This is a genomic window from Nocardioides sp. 31GB23 (genome assembly GCF_040012395.1).
Lineage (GTDB): Bacteria > Actinomycetota > Actinomycetes > Propionibacteriales > Nocardioidaceae > Nocardioides > Nocardioides salarius.
On the sequence record NZ_JBDYKJ010000013.1, the window covers coordinates 23,254 to 44,590 of the forward strand.

The window sequence follows — 21,337 nt, forward strand, 5'->3', positions numbered from 1 at the left end:
ACGCTGGGCGCAGGAGGTCGGAGATGACAGCGACAGCAGCGAGCCGGCAGGCCCTCGGGGCGTACGGCGAGACGGTGGCGGCGCGCCACCTGGTGGAGCAGGGGATGACCCTGCTCGAACGGAACTGGCGGTGCCCGGTGGGCGAGGTCGACCTGGTGCTGCGCGAGGGCCACGTGCTCGTCGTGGGCGAGGTGAAGACCAGGGCCGGTGAGGTGGGCGGCTCGCCGCACGAGGCGATCACCCCCGCCAAGCTGGAGCGCCTCCAGCGCCTGGGGGAGCAGTGGCAGGTCTCCCACGGCCCCCGGCTGCCCGAGGTGCGGGTCGACCTGGTGGCGGTGCGCCTGGCGGCCCGGGGCGCCGCCGAGGTCGAGCACGTGCGGGGGCTGGTCTGATGCCGTTCGCGACCGCCTGCACCGTCTCCCTGCACGGCGCGGTGGGCCACCTCATCCACGTGCAGGCCGACGTCTCGCCGGGCCAGGTCGGCACCACCCTGGTGGGCCGCCCCGACATCGCCATCAGCGAGGCCCGCGACCGGGTGCGGATGGCCATCATCAACTCCGGGCTCGGCTGGCCGGCCACCAAGCGCATCACGATCCTGCTCTCGCCCGCCGACCTGCGCAAGCGTGGCACCCACTTCGACCTGGCCATGGCCCTGTCGGTGCTGGCCGCCGACGCGGTGATCACCGAGCAGGCCCTCCACGGGTGCCTCTTCATCGGCGAGCTCACCCTCGACGGCGGCCTGCGCCCGGTCACCGGCGTGCTGCCCATGGTGCTCGCTGCCCGCGAGGCGGGGGTGCGCACCGTCTTCGTGCCCGAGCCGCAGGCCGCCGAGGCGGCCATGGTGCCCGGCACCACCGTCTTCGGCATGCGCTCGCTGCGCCAGGTGGTCGCCCAGCTCAAGGGCGACGAGGTGCCCGACGCCCCGCCCGTGGCGTCGTCCACGGGGGCCAGCCTGCTGTCCTGGCGCGGCTCCGACCGCCACGACGAGGTCGACATGTCCGACCTGATCGGCATGGCCGACGCCAGGTACGCCGCCGAGGTCGCCGCCGCCGGCGGCCACCACCTGCTGCTGCAGGGCCCGAAGGGCTCCGGCAAGACCACGCTGGCCGAGCGGATCCCCACGATCCTGCCCGACCTCGACGCCGAGGAGTCGCTCGAGCTGACCGCGATCCACTCGCTGGCCGGGGTGCTCGACCCCAGCCGCGGCATGCTGCGACGCCCGCCCTACGCCGCCCCGCACCACGACGCGAGCAAGGCCTCCATCGTCGGCGGTGGCAGCGGGCAGGTCCGGCCCGGCGAGCTCAGCCGCTCGCACTGCGGGGTCCTGCTCCTCGACGAGTTCCCGCTCTTCCGCGCCGACGTGATCGAGGCGCTGCGCGAGCCGCTCGAGAACGGCGAGATCACCGTCGCCCGGGCCGAGGAGCTCGTGACCCTGCCCGCCCGCGGCATGGTGGTGCTCGCCGCCAACCCCTGCCCGTGCGGCGAGTTCCGCGCCCACGCCGGGGCCAACCGGTGCTCGTGCCGCGACACCGTGCGCCGCGACTACCGGCGCAAGGTCACCGGCCCGGTCACCGACCGCATCGACATCACCCGCCAGGTCGACCCGGTGCGGCCCCACGAGCGCCGCGACCCCCTCGCGGTGCGCGAGACCTCCGCCGACGTACGGGTGCGCGTCACGGCGGCCCGGCGGCGCCAGGCGGAGCGCTACCGCGGCTGCACCTGGCGGCTGAACTCCCAGGTGCCGGGAGCGGCGCTGCGCGAGCGCTGGCCGCTGGCGGAGGACGGCCAGGCCATGCTCGACAAGGCGCTCTACGACGCCGAGGTCACCAGCCGCGGGGCCGTCAGGGTGCACCGGCTGGCCTGGAGCGTGCTCGACCTGCTGCCCGGCGCCGACCCCGAGCGCCGCCCGGGTGCCGCCGAGGCCGAGACCGCCCTGCGGCTGCGCTCCGGCCACCCGCTGATGCTCAGCGCGCTCGAGCGGGGCGCGTGATGGCGCCCTGGCAGGACGACCGGCTCGCCCGGGTGGCGCTCTCGCGGATCGTCGAGCCGGGCGACCCGCGCCTGCTGGCGAGCGTGGGCAGCATCGGGCCGGTCGAGACGCTGCAGCAGCTGGCTCGCAGCGCTCCCGACCTCGCCGACCTCCAGGCCGAGACCCAGGCCCGCAGCCAGGGGCTCGACCCCGAGCGCATCCTGGCGCTCGCCGCCCGGCAGGGCATCCGCTTCGTCACCCCGGCCGACGCCGAGTGGCCCGCGCAGCTGGGCGACCTCGAGCAGCCGCGCGTGCAGGGGCGCGGGGGAGTGCCCGTGGGGCTGTGGGTGCGCGGGCCGCAACGGCTCGACACGCTCGGCGGCTCGGTCGCGGTGGTCGGCGCGCGCACCGCGACCGGGTACGGCGCCTCGGTCGCCGGTGACGTCGCCGCCGCGGTCGCGAGCGCCGGACGTCCCGTCGTCTCGGGGGCGGCCTTCGGCATCGACCAGGCCGCCCACCGCGGGGCGCTCGGCACCGACGGCTCGACGGTCGCGGTGCTGGCCTGCGGCGCCGACCGGATCTACCCCGAGGCGCACCGCGACCTCATCGAGCACCTCGCCACCCACCACGCCGTCGTCTCGGAGTCGCCGCCCGGCTGGTCGCCGATGCGGGTGCGGTTCCTGAGCCGCAACCGGCTGATCGCGGCCCTGACGACCGGCACCGTGGTCGTCGAGGCCGCGCTGCGCAGCGGTGCGCTCAACACCGCCAACTGGGCGCAGCAGCTCAACCGTCCGGTCATGGGCGTGCCCGGTCCCGTCACGTCGGCGCAGTCGCAGGGCGTGCACCAGCTCGTGCGGGCCGGGGCGGCCGGCCTGGTCACCACCGGGCCCGAGGTGCTCGAGATGGTCGCCGAGTCGGGGCAGTACCTGCTGGAGATCCCGCGGGGGCCCGAGACGCTGCGCGACCGGCTCGACCCGGTCGACCGGCAGGTGCTCGACGCGGTGCCCGTCTCGCGGGGCGTCGCCAGCGTCTCGATCGCGCGCACCGCCGGCGTGGGCCCGGGCACCACCGACGCGGTCCTGGTGCGGCTGCAGGAGGCCGGGCTGGTGCGCAGCGACGGCAACGGCTGGCGGCTCGCCGGGCTGGCTCTGCCGTGAGCCCCCGGCGGGTTCCTAGACTCCGGACATGGCCGACGACGCGCAGCAGGAGGCGGACGCGCTGCCCGAGGCCTTCGTCCGGGTCCTCGGCGACTACGAGCGCCACCTCGCGGTCGAGCGCGACCTGACCCCGCACTCCGTGCGCGCCTACCTCACCGACGTCGCCGGGCTGCTCGAGCACGCCCGGCGGCTCGGGCTCGACGACGTGGCCCGGCTCGACCTGCGCACCCTGCGCAGCTGGCTGGCCCAGCAGCAGAGCCTGGGCCGCTCGCGCACCACGATCGCCCGCCGCGCCACCGCCGCCCGTGTCTTCACCGCCTGGCTGGCGCGCACCGGCCGCGCCGAGCACGACGCCGGCGCCAGCCTGGCCAGCCCCAAGGCGCACCGCACGCTGCCGCCGGTCCTGCGCCGCGACGAGGCCGACGACCTGATCCGCACGGCCACCGCGCTCGCCGACGACGGCAGCCCGGTGGGGCTGCGCGACGTGGCGATGCTCGAGCTGCTCTACGCCACCGGCATCCGCGTCGGCGAGCTGGTCGGGCTCGACGTCGACGACGTCGACCGCGAGCGCAACGTGGTGCGGGTCCTGGGCAAGGGCCGCAAGGAGCGCAGCGTCCCGTTCGGACGGCCGGCCGCCCACGCGCTCGACTTCTGGACCCGCCACGGCCGCCCCCTGCTGGCGGTCGACGGCTCTGGGCCCGCGCTCTTCCTCGGTGCCAGGGGAGGGCGCATCGACCAGCGCGCGGTGCGCACCCTGGTGCACCGGCGCATCGCCGAGGTACCCGGCGCCCCCGACATCGGCCCCCACGGGCTGCGGCACACCGCGGCCACCCACCTGCTCGAGGGCGGCGCCGACCTGCGCTCGGTGCAGGAGCTGCTGGGCCACGCCTCGCTGGCCACCACCCAGCTCTACACGCACGTCACCACCGACCGGCTGCGCGCCGCGTACCGCCAGGCCCACCCGCGCGCCTGACCGACCCGGCGCTACTTCCCGCCGAGCCGGCTCGCGGTCACCCGAGCGCAGCGAGGTGGTCGAGGACCGCTCGGTACGGCGTGTCGACGGGAGTCGGCGCGGGGGAGGTGCTCCAGAGGGGGAGCAGGCGGACCGGGCCGAGGCCGACCAGGCGCAGGGGGTCGAGGTAGGTGTCGCCCGCCGGGCCGCTCTCGATCCAGCCCCAGTGCAGGCAGGCGCGTGGGGCACAGTGCGACGGCGCCACCTCCAGGCGGCCGACGACCTCACCGGCGGCCACCGGCTCACCCACCGCGAGGTCGCCCGCCACCGGCTCGTACGTCGTGCGCGTGGGCCCGTGGGCGACCACGACGACGCCGCGGCCCGCGATGCGCCCGGCGAAGGAGACCTGGCCCGCGAGGGCCGCGCGCACCGGCTGGCCGGGCCGGCCCAGGAGGTCGACGCCACGGTGCCCGGGGCCGTAGGGGGAGGACGGGGCGTCGAAGCCGGCGACCACCTCGGGCTCGGGGCGCAGCGGCCAGCTGCCCACCGGGTCCGGCTCGGCGGTGGGGCCCATGGCGGACATCAGGGTGGTGAGGAGGGCGGTGAGCAGGGTGGCGGCGGAGGAGGAGGGCACCCCGCCAGGCTGGGGCCGCGGACCGCCGGCGTCGCGGCCCCGCGGCCCCCGTGGGGACGGCGCAGCAGGGGACCCGCGCTGTGCACACGAGGCGGCCCGCGACGGATTCGCTGGCGGGGCCCGGGCTGGCGTACGCTGGCGGACGCAATCCTCAGGGATTGACTTCGCACGTCCGCAGACCGCGACACGCCTCCGCGAGGAGGGGTGGCCACCCGTGGGCGACGATCCTCGGTCCCGGACCGACAGGCGCGAGCCTGGAGAGCCGGGTCGGGTCGCGCGCAGACGTCAGGGCGACCGGCACCCGCCGGGCGCATCGAACCGTAAACCACCACCGGAGCACGACACCGGTGCGTCCTGGCCGCAAGGCACCAAGGACGCCACCAGCGGTGCCGGCTCAGCACAGGAGATCACCACCATGGCAGTCGTGACCATGCGCCAGCTCCTCGAGAGCGGCGTCCACTTCGGGCACCAGACCCGTCGCTGGAACCCCAAGATGAAGCGCTTCATCATGACCGAGCGCAACGGCATCTACATCATCGACCTGCAGCAGTCGCTGAGCTACATCGACCGCTCCTACGCCTTCATCAAGGAGACCGTCGCCAAGGGCGGCACCGTGATGTTCGTGGGCACCAAGAAGCAGGCCCAGGAGGCGATCGCCGAGCAGGCGACCCGCGTCGGGATGCCCTACGTCAACCAGCGCTGGCTGGGCGGCATGCTCACCAACTTCCAGACCGTGCACCAGCGGATCAACCGCCTCAAGGAGCTCGACGAGGTCGACTTCGACGCCGTCGCCGGCTCGGGTCGCACCAAGAAGGAGCTCCTGCAGATGAAGCGGGAGCGCGACAAGCTCGACCGGACCCTGGGCGGCATCCGCGAGATGGGCCGCGTGCCCTCCGCCGTGTGGATCGTCGACACCAAGAAGGAGCACCTCGCCGTCGAGGAGGCCCGCAAGCTCCGGATCCCGATCATCGGCATCCTGGACACCAACTGCGACCCCGACGAGGTCGACTTCCCGATCCCGGGCAACGACGACGCGATCCGTGCGGTCGGCCTGCTGACCCGCGTCATCGCCGACGCCGTGGCCGAGGGCCTCATCGCCCGTGGCGGTGGCAAGAGCGAGGGTGCCGCTTCGGGCACCACCGACGAGCCGCTGGCCGAGTGGGAGCGCGAGCTGCTCGCCGGTGAGGCCGAGAAGGCCGCCGAGAGCGCCACCAAGGCCGACGACACCGCGGCCTCCGAGGCCACCGGCGCGTCGTCCGAGGCCGCCGCCTCCGACGAGGCCGCCGCCGAGGCGACCGACGCCCCCGTGGCTCCCGAGGCCCCCGAGGACGAGTCCGCCAAGGACGAGACCAAGGACGAGGCCAAGGCCTGACCTCTCCGTGCTGACCGCCGTCCGCGGGCCCTCCGGGGCTCGCGGACGGCGGCACGCCGGGGATCTCCCCGCTACTCCACCACTTTCTCTTCGAGGGACGGAACGTCAATGACGAACATCTCCGCGGCCGACGTCAAGAAGCTCCGCGAGCAGACCGGCGCCGGCATGATGGACTGCAAGAAGGCGCTGACCGAGGCCGACGGCGACCTGGACAAGGCCGTCGAGATCCTGCGGGTCAAGGGCGAGGCCAAGGCCGCCAAGCGCGGCGCCGAGCGCGAGGCCTCCTCGGGCCTGGTCGTCACCTCCGGCAACGCGCTGGTCGAGATGCGCTCCGAGACTGACTTCGTCGCCAAGAACGACGACTTCGTCGCGGCCGCCGAGAAGATCGCCGCCGCCGCTGACGCCGCCAAGGCCGGCGACACCGAGGCGCTCAGGGCCGTCGAGCTCGACGGCAAGACCGTCGGCGAGGTCGTCGAGCAGCTCGCCATCACCATCGGCGAGAAGATCGAGCTCGGTCGCGTGGCCTACTTCGACGGCCCCGTGGTGACCTACATGCACAAGCGTGCCGCCGACCTGCCGCCCGCCGTGGGCGTCCTGGTCGAGTACGACGGCTCCGACGAGGCCGCGCGCGGCGCCGCGATGCAGATCGCCGCGATGCGCCCGCAGTACCTCAGCCGCGACGAGGTCCCCGCCGACGTCGTCGAGTCGGAGCGCTCCATCGCCGAGCAGAAGTCGCGCGAGGAGGGCAAGCCCGAGCAGGCGATCGCCAAGATCACCGAGGGCCGGGTGAACGGCTTCTTCAAGGAGGTCGTGCTGCTCGAGCAGCCGTCGGTGACCGAGTCCAAGAAGAGCGTGGAGGCCGTCCTCAAGGAGGCCGGCACCACCCTCAAGCGCTTCGCCCGCTTCGAGGTCGGTGCCTGAGAGGCGCTGATCCGCTAGGTTGCACCTGACGCCAAGGAGGCCGGTCCGCTTGATCCCCCACCAGATGGATCAACGGGCCGGCCTTCGTGCTGTGCCCCCACCCCCACGAAGGGAACCCCGATGACCCAGCAGTACCAGCGTGTCCTTCTCAAGCTCTCCGGCGAGGTCTTCGGCGGCGGCAAGGTCGGTGTGGACCCCGACGTGGTCCAGAAGATCGCCAGCGACGTGGCCGAGGTCGCCCGCTCGGGCGTGCAGATCGCCGTCGTCACCGGTGGCGGCAACTTCTTCCGCGGCGCCGAGCTGCAGCAGCGCGGCATGGACCGCGTGCGCGCCGACTACATGGGGATGCTCGGCATCGTGATGAACTGCCTGGCCCTGCAGGACTTCCTCGAGAAGATGGGCGTCGAGACCCGCGTGCAGACCGCGATCACGATGGGCCAGGTCGCCGAGCCCTACGTGCCGCGCCGCGCGATCCGGCACATGGAGAAGGGGCGCGTGGTCATCTTCGGTGCCGGCATGGGCATGCCGTTCTTCTCCACCGACACCGTCGCGGTCCAGCGCGCCCTCGAGAGCCGCTGCGACGCGGTCTTCTTCGCCAAGAGCGGCGTCGACGGCGTCTACGACGCCGACCCGCGCAAGGACCCGAGCGCGACCAAGTTCGACACCATCACCTACGCCGAGGCCATCCAGCGCAACCTCGAGGTCGTCGACCAGACCGCCTTCACCCTGTGCGCGGAGAACAAGCTGCCGATGGTGGTCTTCGGCATGGAGCCCGAGGGCAACATCCCCCGTGTGCTCAAGGGTGAGAAGATCGGCACGCTGGTCAGCGCCGAGTGACCAGTCCCGCACAGCCCGACGTACGCGACGAACCCAGGAGCAGCCGTGATCAACGACATCCTCAACGAGGCCGACACCAAGATGAGCAAGTCGGTGGAGGCGACCCGCGAGGAGTTCGCTGCCATCCGTGCCGGGCGCGCCCACCCCTCGATGTTCTCCAAGATCGTCGTGGACTACTACGGCTCGCCGACGCCGCTGCAGCAGCTGGCCTCGTTCACCGCCCCCGAGGCGCGCGTCATCCTGATCGCGCCCTTCGACCAGAGCGCGATGAAGGCCATCGAGCGGGCCATCCGCGACTCCGACCTGGGCGTCAACCCCGCCGACGACGGCAAGGTCATCCGCTGCAACTTCCCCGAGCTGACCGAGGAGCGCCGCAAGGAGTACATCAAGGTCGCGCGCACCAAGGCCGAGGACGGCCGCGTCGCGGTGCGCAACCTGCGCCGCTCGGCCAAGCAGGGCCTGGAGAAGCTCGAGAAGGACGGCGAGGTCGGCAAGGACGACGTCACCGGCGCCGAGAAGAAGCTCGACGGGACCACGAAGAAGCACACCGACGCCATCGACGAGATGCTCAAGAACAAGGAAGCCGAGCTGCTGGAGGTCTGAGACCTCCCTGCTCCCGATGCCGATGACGAACCCCACCACGCCTCCGGGCGCGCCCGCCGCAGGCCCGCCCGTCAAGGACCACGGGCGCGCCGGTCGTGACCTGCGCGCCGCCTTCACCTCGGCCTTCCTGCTGATCGGGGCGATCCTGGCCTCGCTGCTGCTGTGGAAGACCGCCTTCATGGTGATCGTGGTCGCGGCGGTCGTCGTGGCCATCTGGGAGCTGGGCCGCGGGCTGGGCGCCAAGGACATCGACCTGCCCGAGGAGCCGCTGATGCTCGGCGGCGCGGTGATGGTCGTGGTCGCCTACGTCTTCGGCGCCGACGCCCTGGTGACGGCCACCGCCGTGACGGCCCTGGTCACGATGCTGTGGCTGCTGCGCCGCGGCATCGACGGCTACGTGCAGAACGCCACGGCCTCGCTGTTCACGCTGGTCTACGTGCCCTTCCTGGGCGCCTTCGTGGCGCTGCTGCTGCGTGAGGGCGGGCTCTACGGCGGCGGGTTCGAGAACGACGGGGTGCGCGGCATCATCGTCTTCATCGCCGTCACGGTGCTCTCCGACACCGGCGGGTACGCCGCCGGGGTGCTCTTCGGCAAGCACCCGATGGCCCCGGTGATCTCGCCCAAGAAGTCGTGGGAGGGCTTCGCCGGCTCGGTCGTCTTCAGCGTCGCGGCCGGCATCGTCGCGATGGTCTGGCTGCTCGACGGGCGCTGGTGGGTCGGCATCTTCCTGGGCCTCATCGTCGCGGTGATGGCCACCCTGGGCGACCTGTGCGAGTCGGTCGTCAAGCGCGACCTCGGCATCAAGGACATGAGCCAGGTCATCCCCGGCCACGGCGGGCTGATGGACCGGCTCGACTCGCTGCTGGCCACGATCGCCCCGGTCTGGCTGCTGCTGCACCACCTGGTCTTCCGGGCGTGAGCCTGCACCTGGTCCGCCACGGGCGGCCCCTGGTCGAGCCCGCCCTGCCCGCCGCGCGCTGGGAGCTCGACGCGGCCGGCTTCGACGACGTGTGGGCGCTGCGCGAGTCGGGCCGGCTGCCGCGGCGCGCCGTCTGGTTCTGCTCGCCGGAGCCGAAGGCGGTGGCCACCGCCCAGCTGCTCACCGAGGGCGAGGTCGGCGTCGTCGACGACCTGCGCGAGCACGAGCGCGGGGCCGGCTGGCTCGAGGACTTCGCCGGCACGGTCGAGCGGGCCTTCGCCGAGCCCGAGCAGGCGGCGTACGACGGGTGGGAGCCGTTGGCGCGCTGCCGCGAGCGGGTGGGGGCCGCGGTGCGCCGCATCGCCGACGTGCACCGCGACGAGGAGGTCGTGCTGGTGGGCCACGGCACGGCCTGGACCCTGGCGGTGGCCGAGCTGACCGGTCGCCCGCCCGACCTCGAGCGCTGGCGCGAGCTGGCGATGCCCGACGTGCTGGAGGTGCCCGTCGTGCCTGAGGGCCCCGGCGGCGACCGGGTGGGAGACTGAGCCCATGGTGACCACGGACGACCAGGCTGCGCCGGCGGCGGAGGACACCGCGTCGCGGCCCAGCTGGTGGCACCGCGACCACCCGGTCTTCACGCCGCTGGCCGGCTTCTTCGCCGGCCTGCTCTTCGTGCTGCTGGTGCCCTCGGTCTACGCCGGCGTGCTGAGCACGCTCGCCGACGACGAGACGACCTCGCGCCTGTTCCCCTTCGTGCTGGTCGCGCTGGCCGTGCCGGTGGGGCTGACGCTCGCGCCGCACACGCGCCGGTTCGGTCGCTACATGCTGCTGGGCGTGGTCTCCACCGCGGTGGTCGTGCTGGGGGTCGCCGCGCTGGTCGTGTGGTTCCTGGTCAGCCGCTCCTGAGCGAGCGCCACCTCCGAGACGTGTGAAGGCCGCCGCGGGCGGGTAGGCGGGTGTGACCGTCACCACACCGACGCACCGCCTACTCGGAGGCCACGATGTCGCGCAGCAGGAGACCCGCTCTCGTCGGGGAGATGTGTGCCGAGTTCGCCGGCACCATGATCCTCATCCTCTTCGGTGTGGGCGTCGTCGCCCAGGTCACGACCAGCCAGGACGGCGCGCTGGGCGACCACGACTCGATCGCGTGGGCGTGGGGGCTCGGCGTGACCCTCGGCGTCTACGTCGCCGCACGGCTGTCGGGGGCGCACCTCAACCCCGCCGTGACCCTGGCGCTCGCGGTCTTCAAGGGCTTCTCGTGGCGCAAGGTGCTGCCCTACACCCTCGCCCAGACACTGGGTGCGTTCGTGGCGGCGCTGGTCGTGCGGGTCTCCTACGCCGACCTCATCGCCGCCGTCGACCCCGAGCACACGATCGCCACCCAGGGCATCTTCTCGACCCTGCCCGGCAACGGGGCCGCCGACGTGAGCATCAGCAGCGCCTTCGTCGACCAGGTGGTGGGCACCGCCATCCTGGTCTTCCTCGTCCTCGCGCTCACCTCGGCCTGGAACAACCCGCCGATGGCCAACCTGGGGCCGTTCGTGATCGGGCTCGTGGTGGTGGCCATCGGGATGGCCTGGGGAGCGAACGCCGGCTACGCGATCAACCCGGCCCGCGACTTCGGCCCCCGCATCGCCTCGTTGATCACCGGCTACGGGGGAGCGATGCGCGACCAGAACGGCTACCTCTACTTCTGGCTGCCGATCGTCGCGCCGCTGGTCGGCGGCCTCGTCGGCGGTGCGCTCTTCAAGCTCCTCGTGGACGACCACCTCACCGACCCCGACGAGGAGCAGACTGAGCAGGTCACCCCCGACGGCGGCCGCGAGGCCGTCGGCGAGCCGATCCCGGAGCCCCAGGACCAGCACCAGCCCCAGGACCAGCACCAGCGCCAGGCGCAGCCCGCAGCCAGGTGAACACCAGCACCGACCCCGTACCGACCCCGCACCGACCCCGTACCGACCCCGTAGCGACGAGGAGAGACCCGTGACCGAGGCCCAGGACAAGATCCAGTACGTCGGCGCCGTCGACCAGGGCACCACGAGCACCCGCTTCATGATCTTCGACCACGCCGGCGAGGAGGTGGCGCGCCACCAGCTCGAGCACGAGCAGGTGATGCCGCAGGCCGGGTGGGTCGAGCACGACCCGGTGGAGATCTGGGAGCGCACCCGCTCGGTCATCCAGAAGGCGATGGGCAAGGCCGGCCTGCAGGCCGACGACCTCTGTGCGGTGGGGATCACCAACCAGCGCGAGACGACCGTGGTGTGGAACCGCAGGACCGGCAGGCCCTACTACAACGCGATCGTGTGGCAGGACACCCGCACCGACAAGATCGCCTCCAAGCTCGAGCGTGACGGCCACGGCGACCTGATCCGGCACCGCGCCGGGCTGCCGCCGGCCACCTACTTCGCCGGCGGCAAGATCCAGTGGATCCTCGAGAACGTCGACGGCGTGCGCGAGGCAGCCGAGGCGGGCGACGCGATCTTCGGCACCACCGACTCCTGGCTGATCTGGAACCTGACGGGCGGCACCGACGGCGGGGTGCACGTCACCGACGTCACCAACGCCAGCCGCACGATGCTGATGGACCTCGAGACCTGCGAGTGGGACGACGAGCTGCTGGGGCTCTTCGACATCCCGCGGCAGATGCTGCCCGAGATCCGCTCCTCCAGCGAGCCCGAGGGCTACGGCACCACCCGCCGCGACGGCCCCTTCGGCGGCGAGGTGGCGCTGACCGGCATCCTGGGCGACCAGCAGGCCGCCACGGTCGGTCAGGTCTGCTTCGAGCCGGGCGAGGCCAAGAACACCTACGGCACCGGCAACTTCATGCTGCTCAACACCGGCACCGAGCTGATCCGCTCCGAGCACGGGCTGCTGACCACCGTCTGCTACCGCTTCGGCAAGGAGGAGCCGGTCTACGCCCTCGAGGGCTCGATCGCGGTCACCGGCTCGGCGGTGCAGTGGCTGCGCGACCAGCTCGGCATCATCTCGGGTGCCTCGCAGAGCGAGTCGCTGGCCCGCCAGGTCGAGGACAACGGCGGGGTCTACTTCGTGCCCGCCTTCTCCGGGCTCTTCGCCCCGCACTGGCGCTCCGACGCCCGCGGCGCCATCGTCGGGCTCTCGCGCTACAACACCAACGCCCACGTCGCCCGGGCCACGCTCGAGGCGATCGCCTACCAGAGCTGCGACGTGGCCGCGGCCATGGAGCAGGACTCCGGCGTCAAGCTCGAGGTGCTCAAGGTCGACGGCGGCGTGACCGCGAACGAGCTGTGCATGCAGATCCAGGCCGACACGCTCGGCGTCGAGGTCAGCCGCCCGGTGCTCGCCGAGACCACCTGCCTCGGAGCGGCGTACGCCGCCGGGCTCGCGGTGGGGTTCTGGTCGGGCACCGACGAGCTGCGCACGAACTGGAACGAGGGCCGGCGCTGGTCGCCGCAGTGGAACGACGAGCAGCGCGCCGCGGGTCACGCGCAGTGGACCAAGGCCGTGCAGCGCACGCTCGACTGGGTCGACGTGGACTGACCTGCGTGGACTGACCCGCGTGGACTGACCCGCGTGGACCGACCCCGCGCTCGTCCGCCTTGACCCCTCACGGAGAGTAGGACCATGAGACCTGTCGCCCTGTCCCCGCAGCTGCGCACGTCGTCCCTGAGGGAGATGGCCGCCGAGGAGCTCGACGTCCTGGTCGTCGGGGGAGGCGTGGTCGGCAGCGGCGCCGCGCTCGACGCCGCCACCCGCGGCCTCAAGGTCGGGCTCGTCGAGGCCCGCGACTTCGCCTCGGGCACCTCCAGCCGCTCCAGCAAGCTCATCCACGGCGGGCTGCGCTACCTGGAGATGCTCGACTTCGCGCTGGTCGCCGAGGCGCTCAAGGAGCGCGGGCTGCTCATGCAGACCCTCGCACCGCACCTGGTGCGCCCCGTGGGCTTCCTCTACCCGTTGCAGCACCGGGGCTGGGAGCGGCTCTACGCCGGCTCCGGCGTCGCGCTGTACGACGCCCTGTCGCGGCTCTCGGGCCGCTCGGGGCTGCCGCTGCACAAGCACCTGACCCGCCGCGGCGCGCGCAGGCTGGTGCCGGCGCTGCGCAAGGACGCCCTGGTCGGGGCGCTGCACTACTACGACGCCCAGGTCGACGACGCCCGGCACACGATGTTCCTGGCCCGCACCGCGGCGGCCTACGGCGCCAAGGTGGCCTCCCGGGCCCGCGTGGTGGAGCTGCTGCGCGAGGGCGAGCGGGTCACCGGCGCGGTGGTCGACGACCTCGAGAGCGGCGAGACCCTCACCGTCCGCGCCCGCCAGGTCGTCAACGCCACCGGTGTGTGGACCGACGAGACGCAGTCGCTGGGCGGGCAGCGGGGGGCCTTCCGGGTGCGGGCCAGCAAGGGCGTGCACCTGGTGGTGCCCAAGGACCGCATCCGCTCCGAGACCGGGCTGATCCTGCGCACCGAGACCTCGGTGCTCTTCGTGATCCCGTGGGGGCGGCACTGGATCATCGGCACCACCGACACCGACTGGGAGCTCGACAAGGCCCACCCCGCGGCCAGCGAGGCCGACATCGACTACCTGCTCGACCACGTCAACGCGGTGCTCGAGACGCCGCTGACCCGCGACGACGTCGAGGGCGTCTACGCGGGGCTGCGCCCGCTGCTGGAGGGGGAGTCCGAGGCGACCTCGAAGCTCTCGCGCGAGCACGCGGTGGGCCACCCCGCGCCGGGCCTGGTCGTCATCGCCGGCGGCAAGTACACGACGTACCGGGTGATGGCCAAGGACGTCGTCGACGAGGCGGTCTACGGCCTGGAGCGCCACGAGGGCCGGCAGGTGCCGGCCTCGGTGACCGACCAGGTGCCGCTGCTGGGCGCCGAGGGCTACCAGGCGCTGTGGAACGCCCGGCACCGGCTGGCCGCGCAGTCGGGGCTGCACGAGGTGCGCATCGAGCACCTGCTGCAGCGCTACGGCTCGCTGGTCCACGAGCTGCTGGCGATGGTCGCCGAGGACCCCTCGCTGGGCGAGCCCCTGGCCGGGGCGTCGGACTACCTGCGCGTCGAGGCGGTCTACGCCGCCACCCACGAGGGCGCGCGGCACCTCGACGACATCCTGACCCGGCGCACCCGCATCTCGATCGAGACCTTCGACCGCGGCCTGGGGGTGGTCGAGGAGGTGGCCGGCCTGGTCAGCGAGCCGCTGGGCTGGAGCAAGGAGCAGGTCGACCTCGAGATCGAGCACTACCGGGCGCGGGTCGCGGCCGAGCGCGAGAGCCAGCAGCAGCCCGACGACGAGACCGCCGACGCGGCGCGCCTCGGGGCGCCCGACGTGGTGCCGCTGACCTGAGCGGCGCCGGGAGTTCGCCCGGGCGCCCGCGCGGGTGGGAGACTGGTCGTGCTATGCCCGACGACAACGCCGCCCCCGTGCCCGCCTCCGCCGCCGTCCCGCCCCGTGCCCCCGAGCCGGCCGAGGGCGTGAGCGCGCTCCCGCTGGTCTTCGAGGAGCCTCGTGGGCGCAAGAAGCCGCCGCGCCACCTGGCCGACCTGACCGCGCCCGAGCGCAAGCAGCTGCTCGAGGACAACGGCCTGCCGGGCTTCCGGGCCAAGCAGCTCTCCACGCACTACTTCAGCCGCCTGGTCGACGACCCCGAGCAGATGACCGACCTGCCGGCGGCCCAGCGCGCCGAGCTGGTCGGCACCCTGCTGCCGCACCTGATGACGCCGCTGCGCACCCTCGAGGCCGACAAGGGCACCACCCGCAAGACGCTGTGGAAGCTCTTCGACGGGGCGCTGGTCGAGTCGGTGCTGATGCGCTACCCCGGCCGCACCACGATGTGCGTCTCCAGCCAGGCCGGCTGCGGCATGGCCTGCCCCTTCTGCGCGACCGGCCAGGGCGGCCTGCAGCGCAACATGAGCACCGCCGAGATCGTCGAGCAGGTCGTCGCGGGCGCGCGCTCGCTCGACCGCGACGAGGTGCCCGGCGGCCGTGGGCGCGTCAACAACGTCGTCTTCATGGGCATGGGCGAGCCGCTGGCCAACTACAAGGCCGTCATCGGCGCGGTGCGCCGCCTCACCGACCCCTCGCCCGACGGGCTGGGCATGTCGGCGCGCGGCGTCACGGTCTCGACCGTCGGGCTCGTCCCGCGCATCCGCCAGCTCACCGAGGAGGGCATCCCGGTCACCCTCGCGCTGAGCCTGCACGCCCCTGACGACGAGCTGCGCAACGAGCTGGTGCCGATCAACACCCGCTCCTCGGTCGCCGAGACCGTCGAGGCGGCCTGGGACTACGCCCGGGTCACCCGGCGCCGGGTCTCGATCGAGTACGCCATGATGCGCGGCATCAACGACCAGGCCTGGCGCGCCGACCTGCTCGCCGACGTGCTGCGCGGCTACGGCGACTGGGGCTGGGTGCACGTCAACCTGATCCCGCTCAACCCCACCCCGGGCAGCAAGTGGACCGCCTCCGACCCCGCCGACGAGCGCGAGTTCGTGCGCCGGCTGGAGGCCAAGGGCATCCCCACCACCGTGCGCGACACCCGCGGCTCGGAGATCGACGGGGCCTGCGGCCAGCTCGCCGCCACCGACGTCTGACCCGGCCTGAACTTCGCGCCGACCCGGCCCGGATCTCGCGCTGACCGGGCCCGGATCGCCCCACCGGCGGCCGGGCCAGTTGGCGTGCTGTTCACCCGATCGTCCACCGCCACGCCCCGCGTGCTCGCCGCCCGCTGGCGCGCGGGGAGGAGCGTGTGCCCATGAGCCAGCCCCAGCCCGCGCCCGGCCGCGCCGCCGCGCCGCGCCGGGCCCGGCTCCGGGTGCTGGTGGTCGCCGAGTCCTTCGAGCCCGGCTCGGGCAGCGTGCCGCGGGTGCTGGCGCACCTGGCCGCGGAGGGGCACGAGGCCCTGCTGGTCACCCACGCCGGCCCCACGACGTACGCCGGCTTCCCGGTGCGCCGGGTCAGCAGCTGGCCCGCCGCGCCCAGGCTGCGGGGCACGATGCGGCGCTTCGGGCCCGACGTGGTGCACGTCGCCGGTCACGGCCGGCTGGGCCGCCGCGCTGTGCCGGTCGCCGCGAGCCTGGGGGTGCCGGTCGTGCTCGACGTGGGGCCGACCGGCCCCACGGGGGAGAGCGGCCCGCCGCCGCGGGTGCTCGAGCAGGTCGACCGGGTGCTCGCCGGGTCGGCGGCGGCGCTGCGCGACCTGCAGGCCCACGGTCTCGAACGGCTGGCGCTGTGGCCCTGCGGGGTCGACCTGACGGCCTTCCACCCCAGCCGCCGCAGCGAGTCGTGGCGTGGCTCGCTGGCCCCCGACGGCCAGCGGCTGGTGGGGCACGTGGGTCCGCTGGAGCGCGTCGAGGAGGTCGACCTGCTGACCGGTCTCGACCGCGACGAGCGCTACCGGCTCGTGCTGGTGGGCAGCGGCCCCGACGAGGCCCGGTTGCGCCGGCTGCTCCCGCACGCGCACTTCCTGGGCGACCTGCGCGGCGAGGCCCTCGCGGCGGCGTACGCCTCGCTCGACGTGCTGGTGCACACCGCTCGCCGCGAGACCTGCGGGCGTCTCGTGCGCGCCGGGCTGGAGGCGTTGGCCTCGGGCGTCCCGGTGGTCGCGCCCCGCAACGGCGTGGCCGAGGACCTGGTCGACGAGGGCAGCGCCGGGCTGCTCTTCGAGCCGGGTGACGCCGCCGATCTCGAGGCCTGCGTGGCCCGGCTGCTGCACGACGACCTCGCGCTGCGCCGCACCGCGCTGGCCGCGCGCCGCAGCGTGCGGCACCGCTCGTGGCGCGCGCTCGACGAGGCCCTGGTCGGGCACTACCGCGACGTGGTCACGACCTCCAGCGCCTCCTCGACGGTGTCGACCAGGTGCACGTGCGGCTCCATGGCCCGCCCCGCGGCGAGCGCCTGCAGCAGCGGCCAGGCCGGCAGCTCGACGCTCCAGTGCTCGCGCCCGACGAGCACCATCGGCGCCACCGACGACTCGTCGGCGTAGTAGTTCTCGCAGGCGTCCTGGAAGATCTCCTGCACCGTGCCTCCGGCGCCGGGCAGGAAGACGATGCCGGCGTCGCACACCTCGAGCAGGATCGCCTCGCGGGTGGCGTTGCGGAAGTACTTCGCGATCGCGGTGGCGAAGATGTTGGGCGGCTCGTGGCCGTAGTGCCAGGTCGGGATCCCGAGGTTGGCGACGGGGCCGCCGTCGGCGTCGGAGGGGTCGAGGGCGGCGAGGGCGTCGAAGGCCGAGAGCACCCACGCGTCGACCGAGGGCCGGTACGACGGCACCGCCGCCAGCATCCGCAGCGCCTCCGCGAGCACCGCGTCGTCGCGGGAGGAGAGCCGGGCCCCGAGGTTCGCGGCCTCCATCGCCCCGGGCCCGCCGCCGGTGGCGACGGTCAGCCCGGCCGAGCCCAGCCGGTGCCCCAGCGCGGCGGCGTCGGCGAAGAGCGGCGTGCCCCGGGAGGCGGCGTGACCACCCATCACGCCGACGACGCGGCGGTCCTGGCGCCAGCGGTCCAGTGCCAGGTCGATGGCGTGGTCGTGCAGGGTGCGGGCCAGCGGCACCTCGGCGGAGACCTCGGCGCCGTCGATCGCACCCGGCTTGGACCAGGCGTAGGCGCGGCCGTCGAGGGAGTCGCTCCAGCGCAGCGCGTCGAAGAGCTCCCGGGCGTCGTAGAGCTCGTGGCGGTAGACGTCGACCGGCACGTCGGGGATGCGGGGGAGCACCACCGCGCCGGCGGCCTCGGCACGCTCGGCGTCACCTTCGGCGAAGCGGCAGCCCAGGAAGGTGGCTCCCGCGAGCCGGCAGCGGCCCAGCTCGGCGCCGCGCTCGCTGAGGTCGACCGAGCGCACCCGCCAGCCCGAGAGGGTGCGGGCCCCGGCGCGCAGCCGGTGGTCGAGCTCGTCGAGGGTGGTGATGTCGACGGTGCGTCCGCGGGTGTGCCTCACCGCGGCAACCTAGCCGACGGGTCGCTCCCGGCCCACCGCGGCGGCCAGGCGCTGCAGCTCGGCGAGCGCCAGCGCGATCTCGGGCTGGGCCGCGGTGCCGCGGCGCACCGCGGTGCGTAGGTGTCGCACCGGGGTGGCCACCCCGCGCAGCGGCACCCGCACGAGGTCCTCGTCGGGCGGGAGCCGGGCCAGCCGGGGCACCAGCGCGACCCCGAAGCCGGCAGCGACCAGCGCCGCCCCGGTGTCCCACTCGACCACCTCGTGGACCTGGTGCGGGGTGAAGCCCGCCGCCGCGCAGGCCGTGGTCACCATCTGGTGGTGCGGCCTCCCGGGCCGGTCCATGATCCAGGGCTCCCGGGCCAGCTCGGTCAGGGAGACCCACGAGCGGCCGGCCAGCCGGTGCCCGGTCGGCACGAGCAGGTCGAGGGTGTCGGCCAGCAGTGGGTGCTGCTCGAAGCGGGCGTCGTCGGTGGGCGGCAGCAGGTCGGTGACCACGACCACCACGAGGTCCACCCGGTCGGCCACGAGCATCTCGAAGCAGACCTGGGGGTCGGCCTCGGTGATGCGCACCGTCGAGCGGGGGAAGCGCCGCGACACCTCGGCGGCGACCGCCGGCAGCAGGGCCGAGGCGGCCGTGGAGAAGCCGGCGAGGCGCAGCTGGCCGGTCCCGGTGCTCGAGCTGCTCTGCACCTCGGTGCGGATCTCCTCCCACAGGGCGAAGAGGTCGTCGCAGCGGCCGAGCAGGGTCAGCGCCGCCGGGGTCAGCCGAACCCGACGCCCGTCCGGCTCGAGCAGGGCCACTCCGAGGTCGCGGGACAGGGTGCGCATCTGGTGCGAGACGGCCGAGGCGGTGTAGCCGAGGTGCTCGGCCGCGGCCGAGACGGTGCCCCGGTCGGCCACGACCCGCAGCACCTTGAGGCGACGATCGATCATGTGACCAGATTGCACGATCAGCGGCGAAATCGTGCGCTTTTCTTTCATCGAGCGTGACCCACACCATGGTGACGTGCACCAGGTGGACCCGCTTCTCGAGGCGTACCGGCTCCGCGGCACCACCTTGCGCAACCGCGTCGTCAGCACCTCCCACGAGCCCGCCTACACCGAGGACGGGATGCCGAAGGACCGCTACCGGCTCTACCACCTCGAGAAGGCCCGCGGCGGTGTCGGGCTGACGATGATCGGCGGGTCGGCCGTCGTCTCGCCGGACAGCCCGCCGGCCTTCGGCAACATGCTGCTCTACCGCGACGAGGTCGTCGGGTGGCTGCGCCGGCTCTGCGACGACCTCCACGAGGCCGGCGCGGCCGTGATGTGCCAGGTCACCCACCTGGGGCGGCGCACCAGCAGCGCCAGCGGCGACTGGCTGCCGCTGGTCTACCCCTCCCGCCTGCGCGAGCCGCAGCACCGCTCGTTCCCCAAGGTCGCCGAGGCCTGGGACGTCGACCGGATCGTGCGCGACTACGCCGACGCGGCGGCCCGGTGCCAGGCGGCCGGCCTCGACGGCATCGAGATCGAGTCCTACAGCCACCTCTTCGACGCCTGGGCGTCCCCGGCCACCAACCTGCGCACCGACGCCTTCGGCGGCGACCCCGAGGCGCGCCTGGTCTTCCCGCTGCGCGTGCTCGACGCCGTACGCCGCGCGGTGGGGCCCGACTTCGTGGTCGGCCTGCGGATGGCGATGGACGAGGACCTGCCCGACGGGCTGGGGCTCGAGGACACGCTCCCGATCGCGCGGCGCTACCTCGAGCACGGCGTCGACTTCCTCTCCGTCATCAAGGGTGGCCTCGACAGCGACGCCCGGCTGGCGGCGACCATCCCGTCGATGGGCACCCCGTCGGCGCCCTTCCTCGAGCTCGCCGGCACCGTGCGCCGCGCGCTCGGGGTACCGGTGATGCACGCGGCGCGCATCGGCGACGTCGCGACGGCACGCCACGCGATCCGCGACGGCCTGCTCGACCTCGTCGGGATGACCCGGCCGCAGATCGCCGACCCGCACCTGGTCGCCAAGGTCGCCCGCGGCGAGGAGGACCGGGTGCGCCCGTGCGTGGGCGCCAGCTTCTGCCTCGACGCGATCTACGAGTCGGGCGACGCCAAGTGCGTGCACAACCCCGCGACCGGTCGCGAGCAGTCGCTGCCGCACGTCATCGTCCCCACGCCGGGCCGTCGCCGGCGCGCGGTCGTCGTGGGCGCCGGGCCGGGCGGCCTCGAGGCCGCCCGGGTGCTCGGCGAGCGCGGCCACGACGTGGTGCTCCTCGAGGCGGCCGACCGCCCCGGCGGCCAGCTGCTGCTGGCCTCCTCCACGCTGCGCCGCCGCGACCTGGTCGGGATCGTCGACTGGCGCGTCGCCGAGCTCAAGCACAGCGGCGTCGAGGTCCGCTACGGCGTGTACGCCGACGCCGCCACGGTCCTGGCCGAGCAGCCCGACCTGGTCGTCGTCGCGACCGGCGGGGTGCCGGACCGCTCGGTGGCCGGGGGCGGCGAGGAGCTCGTGCTCGACACCTGGGACGTGCTCGGAGGCGCGGGGCCGCGCCCGGGTGAACGGGTGCTGGTCTACGACGACCACGGCGGTGAGCCGGCTCTCGACGCCGCCGAGCACCTGGCCCGCCGCGGGGCCCGGGTCGAGCTGGTCACGCCGGAGCGGATGGTCGGCATCTCGGTCGGCGCCATGAACAGTCCCGCCTACCTGCGGGCCTTCGCCGAGCACGGGGTGGCGCTCTCGGTGGCCCGCCGGCTGCGCTCGGTGCGGCGCGCTGCGCCCGACCAGGACGCCCGGCTGGTGGCGGTGCTCGGCAGCGACTACGCGGGCGTGGTCGAGGAGCGCCTGGTCGACCACGTGGTCGTCGAGCACGGCACCGTGCCCAACGACGAGCTCTACCTCGACCTCGTGCCCGGCTCGCGCAACCTCGGCGAGGTCGACCACCCGGCCCTGCTCGCCGGGCGGGCCCAGGAGGTCGCCACCCACCCCGACGGCGCCTACCAGCTCTTCCGCATCGGCGACGCGGTCGCGAGCCGCTCCATCCACGCCGCCATCTACGACGCGCTGCGACTGTGCGTCACCGTCTGACCCGC

Annotated in this window: 19 protein-coding genes and 1 pseudogene; 17 read left to right on the plus strand and 3 right to left on the minus strand. The window is 73.9% G+C overall.

The features are described from left to right. The first annotated feature begins 23 nt into the window (after positions 1–23). From ABKW28_RS05910 to ABKW28_RS05925, 4 genes are read left to right on the plus strand one after another with little or no spacing between them, the layout of a single operon-like run. Positions 24–392, plus strand: coding sequence for a YraN family protein (locus tag ABKW28_RS05910; RefSeq protein WP_348607198.1), 369 nt, complete (start codon positions 24–26; stop codon positions 390–392). Further along, positions 392–1,990, plus strand: a complete 1,599-nt coding sequence (locus ABKW28_RS05915; RefSeq protein ID WP_348607201.1) for a YifB family Mg chelatase-like AAA ATPase — start codon at positions 392–394, stop codon at positions 1,988–1,990. Before ABKW28_RS05910 ends, ABKW28_RS05915 begins: the two co-directional genes overlap by 1 nt. Then, positions 1,990–3,126 carry a DNA-processing protein DprA gene (gene dprA / locus ABKW28_RS05920; protein ID WP_348607204.1) on the plus strand — a complete coding sequence of 379 codons (1,137 nt, stop codon included), beginning with the start codon at positions 1,990–1,992 and terminating at the stop codon, positions 3,124–3,126. The genes ABKW28_RS05915 and dprA overlap by 1 nt, the downstream gene beginning before the upstream one ends. Positions 3,127–3,154: 28 nt before the next feature. Next, a complete protein-coding gene (locus ABKW28_RS05925; RefSeq protein ID WP_348607207.1) occupies positions 3,155–4,099 on the plus strand; it encodes a tyrosine recombinase XerC in 945 nt (314 codons plus the stop codon). A gap of 37 nt (positions 4,100–4,136) precedes the next feature. Here the strand turns inward: ABKW28_RS05925 and ABKW28_RS05930 are convergent, their stop codons facing one another. Next, a complete protein-coding gene (locus ABKW28_RS05930) occupies positions 4,137–4,712 on the minus strand; it encodes a M23 family metallopeptidase (protein ID WP_348607210.1) in 576 nt (191 codons plus the stop codon). Between the two features lie 415 nt (positions 4,713–5,127). Between ABKW28_RS05930 and rpsB the strand changes: the two genes are divergently transcribed. From rpsB to ABKW28_RS05990, 12 genes and pseudogenes are all read left to right on the plus strand, one after another. Further along, positions 5,128–6,084: a 30S ribosomal protein S2 gene (gene rpsB / locus ABKW28_RS05935; protein WP_348607213.1), complete on the plus strand. Its 957-nt coding sequence runs from the start codon at positions 5,128–5,130 to the stop codon at positions 6,082–6,084. 108 nt (positions 6,085–6,192) lie between these two features. Beyond that, complete coding sequence (gene tsf, locus ABKW28_RS05940; RefSeq protein WP_193667967.1) at positions 6,193–7,005, plus strand: translation elongation factor Ts; 813 nt, start codon at positions 6,193–6,195, stop codon at positions 7,003–7,005. Between the two features lie 120 nt (positions 7,006–7,125). Then, positions 7,126–7,842 (plus strand): UMP kinase, encoded by a 717-nt coding sequence (gene pyrH, locus ABKW28_RS05945; RefSeq protein WP_348607220.1) that lies wholly within the window; start codon positions 7,126–7,128, stop codon positions 7,840–7,842. Positions 7,843–7,890: 48 nt separating this feature from the next. Next, positions 7,891–8,445, plus strand: a complete 555-nt coding sequence (gene frr, locus ABKW28_RS05950; RefSeq protein ID WP_348607317.1) for a ribosome recycling factor — start codon at positions 7,891–7,893, stop codon at positions 8,443–8,445. A 16-nt stretch (positions 8,446–8,461) separates the two neighbouring features. After that, positions 8,462–9,364: a phosphatidate cytidylyltransferase gene (locus ABKW28_RS05955; RefSeq protein ID WP_204797135.1), complete on the plus strand. Its 903-nt coding sequence runs from the start codon at positions 8,462–8,464 to the stop codon at positions 9,362–9,364. Beyond that, positions 9,361–9,909, plus strand: a complete 549-nt coding sequence (locus ABKW28_RS05960; RefSeq protein ID WP_348607223.1) for a histidine phosphatase family protein — start codon at positions 9,361–9,363, stop codon at positions 9,907–9,909. The genes ABKW28_RS05955 and ABKW28_RS05960 overlap by 4 nt, the downstream gene beginning before the upstream one ends. 4 nt (positions 9,910–9,913) lie before the next feature. Next, positions 9,914–10,270 (plus strand): hypothetical protein, encoded by a 357-nt coding sequence (locus ABKW28_RS05965; protein WP_193667971.1) that lies wholly within the window; start codon positions 9,914–9,916, stop codon positions 10,268–10,270. 95 nt (positions 10,271–10,365) lie between these two features. Further along, on the plus strand, positions 10,366–11,277 hold the full coding sequence (locus tag ABKW28_RS05970) for an MIP family channel protein (RefSeq protein WP_348607226.1): 912 nt from the start codon (positions 10,366–10,368) through the stop codon (positions 11,275–11,277). Between the two features lie 70 nt (positions 11,278–11,347). After that, the gene (glpK, locus tag ABKW28_RS05975) at positions 11,348–12,883 is read left to right on the plus strand and encodes a glycerol kinase GlpK (RefSeq protein WP_348607229.1); all 1,536 of its coding nucleotides are present in this window, start codon (positions 11,348–11,350) and stop codon (positions 12,881–12,883) included. Positions 12,884–12,967: 84 nt separating this feature from the next. After that, complete coding sequence (locus ABKW28_RS05980; RefSeq protein ID WP_193667973.1) at positions 12,968–14,686, plus strand: glycerol-3-phosphate dehydrogenase/oxidase; 1,719 nt, start codon at positions 12,968–12,970, stop codon at positions 14,684–14,686. A 53-nt stretch (positions 14,687–14,739) separates the two neighbouring features. Continuing rightward, positions 14,740–15,930 carry a 23S rRNA (adenine(2503)-C(2))-methyltransferase RlmN gene (rlmN, locus tag ABKW28_RS05985; protein ID WP_193667974.1) on the plus strand — a complete coding sequence of 397 codons (1,191 nt, stop codon included), beginning with the start codon at positions 14,740–14,742 and terminating at the stop codon, positions 15,928–15,930. A gap of 161 nt (positions 15,931–16,091) precedes the next feature. Next, a pseudogene (locus ABKW28_RS05990) lies at positions 16,092–17,096 on the plus strand (glycosyltransferase); the annotation flags it as partial. A 47-nt stretch (positions 17,097–17,143) separates the two neighbouring features. On the opposite strand, the gene ABKW28_RS05995 reads toward ABKW28_RS05990, so the two are convergent. Beyond that, on the minus strand, positions 17,144–18,271 hold the full coding sequence (locus ABKW28_RS05995) for a Rossmann fold nucleotide-binding protein (protein WP_348607232.1): 1,128 nt from the start codon (positions 18,269–18,271) through the stop codon (positions 17,144–17,146). A gap of 9 nt (positions 18,272–18,280) precedes the next feature. Then, positions 18,281–19,204 carry a LysR family transcriptional regulator gene (locus ABKW28_RS06000; RefSeq protein WP_348607234.1) on the minus strand — a complete coding sequence of 308 codons (924 nt, stop codon included), beginning with the start codon at positions 19,202–19,204 and terminating at the stop codon, positions 18,281–18,283. A gap of 73 nt (positions 19,205–19,277) precedes the next feature. Here ABKW28_RS06000 and ABKW28_RS06005 point away from each other — a divergent pair, with 73 nt between their 5' ends. Continuing rightward, positions 19,278–21,332 carry an FAD-dependent oxidoreductase gene (locus ABKW28_RS06005; protein WP_348607236.1) on the plus strand — a complete coding sequence of 685 codons (2,055 nt, stop codon included), beginning with the start codon at positions 19,278–19,280 and terminating at the stop codon, positions 21,330–21,332. Positions 21,333–21,337 lie beyond the last annotated feature (5 nt).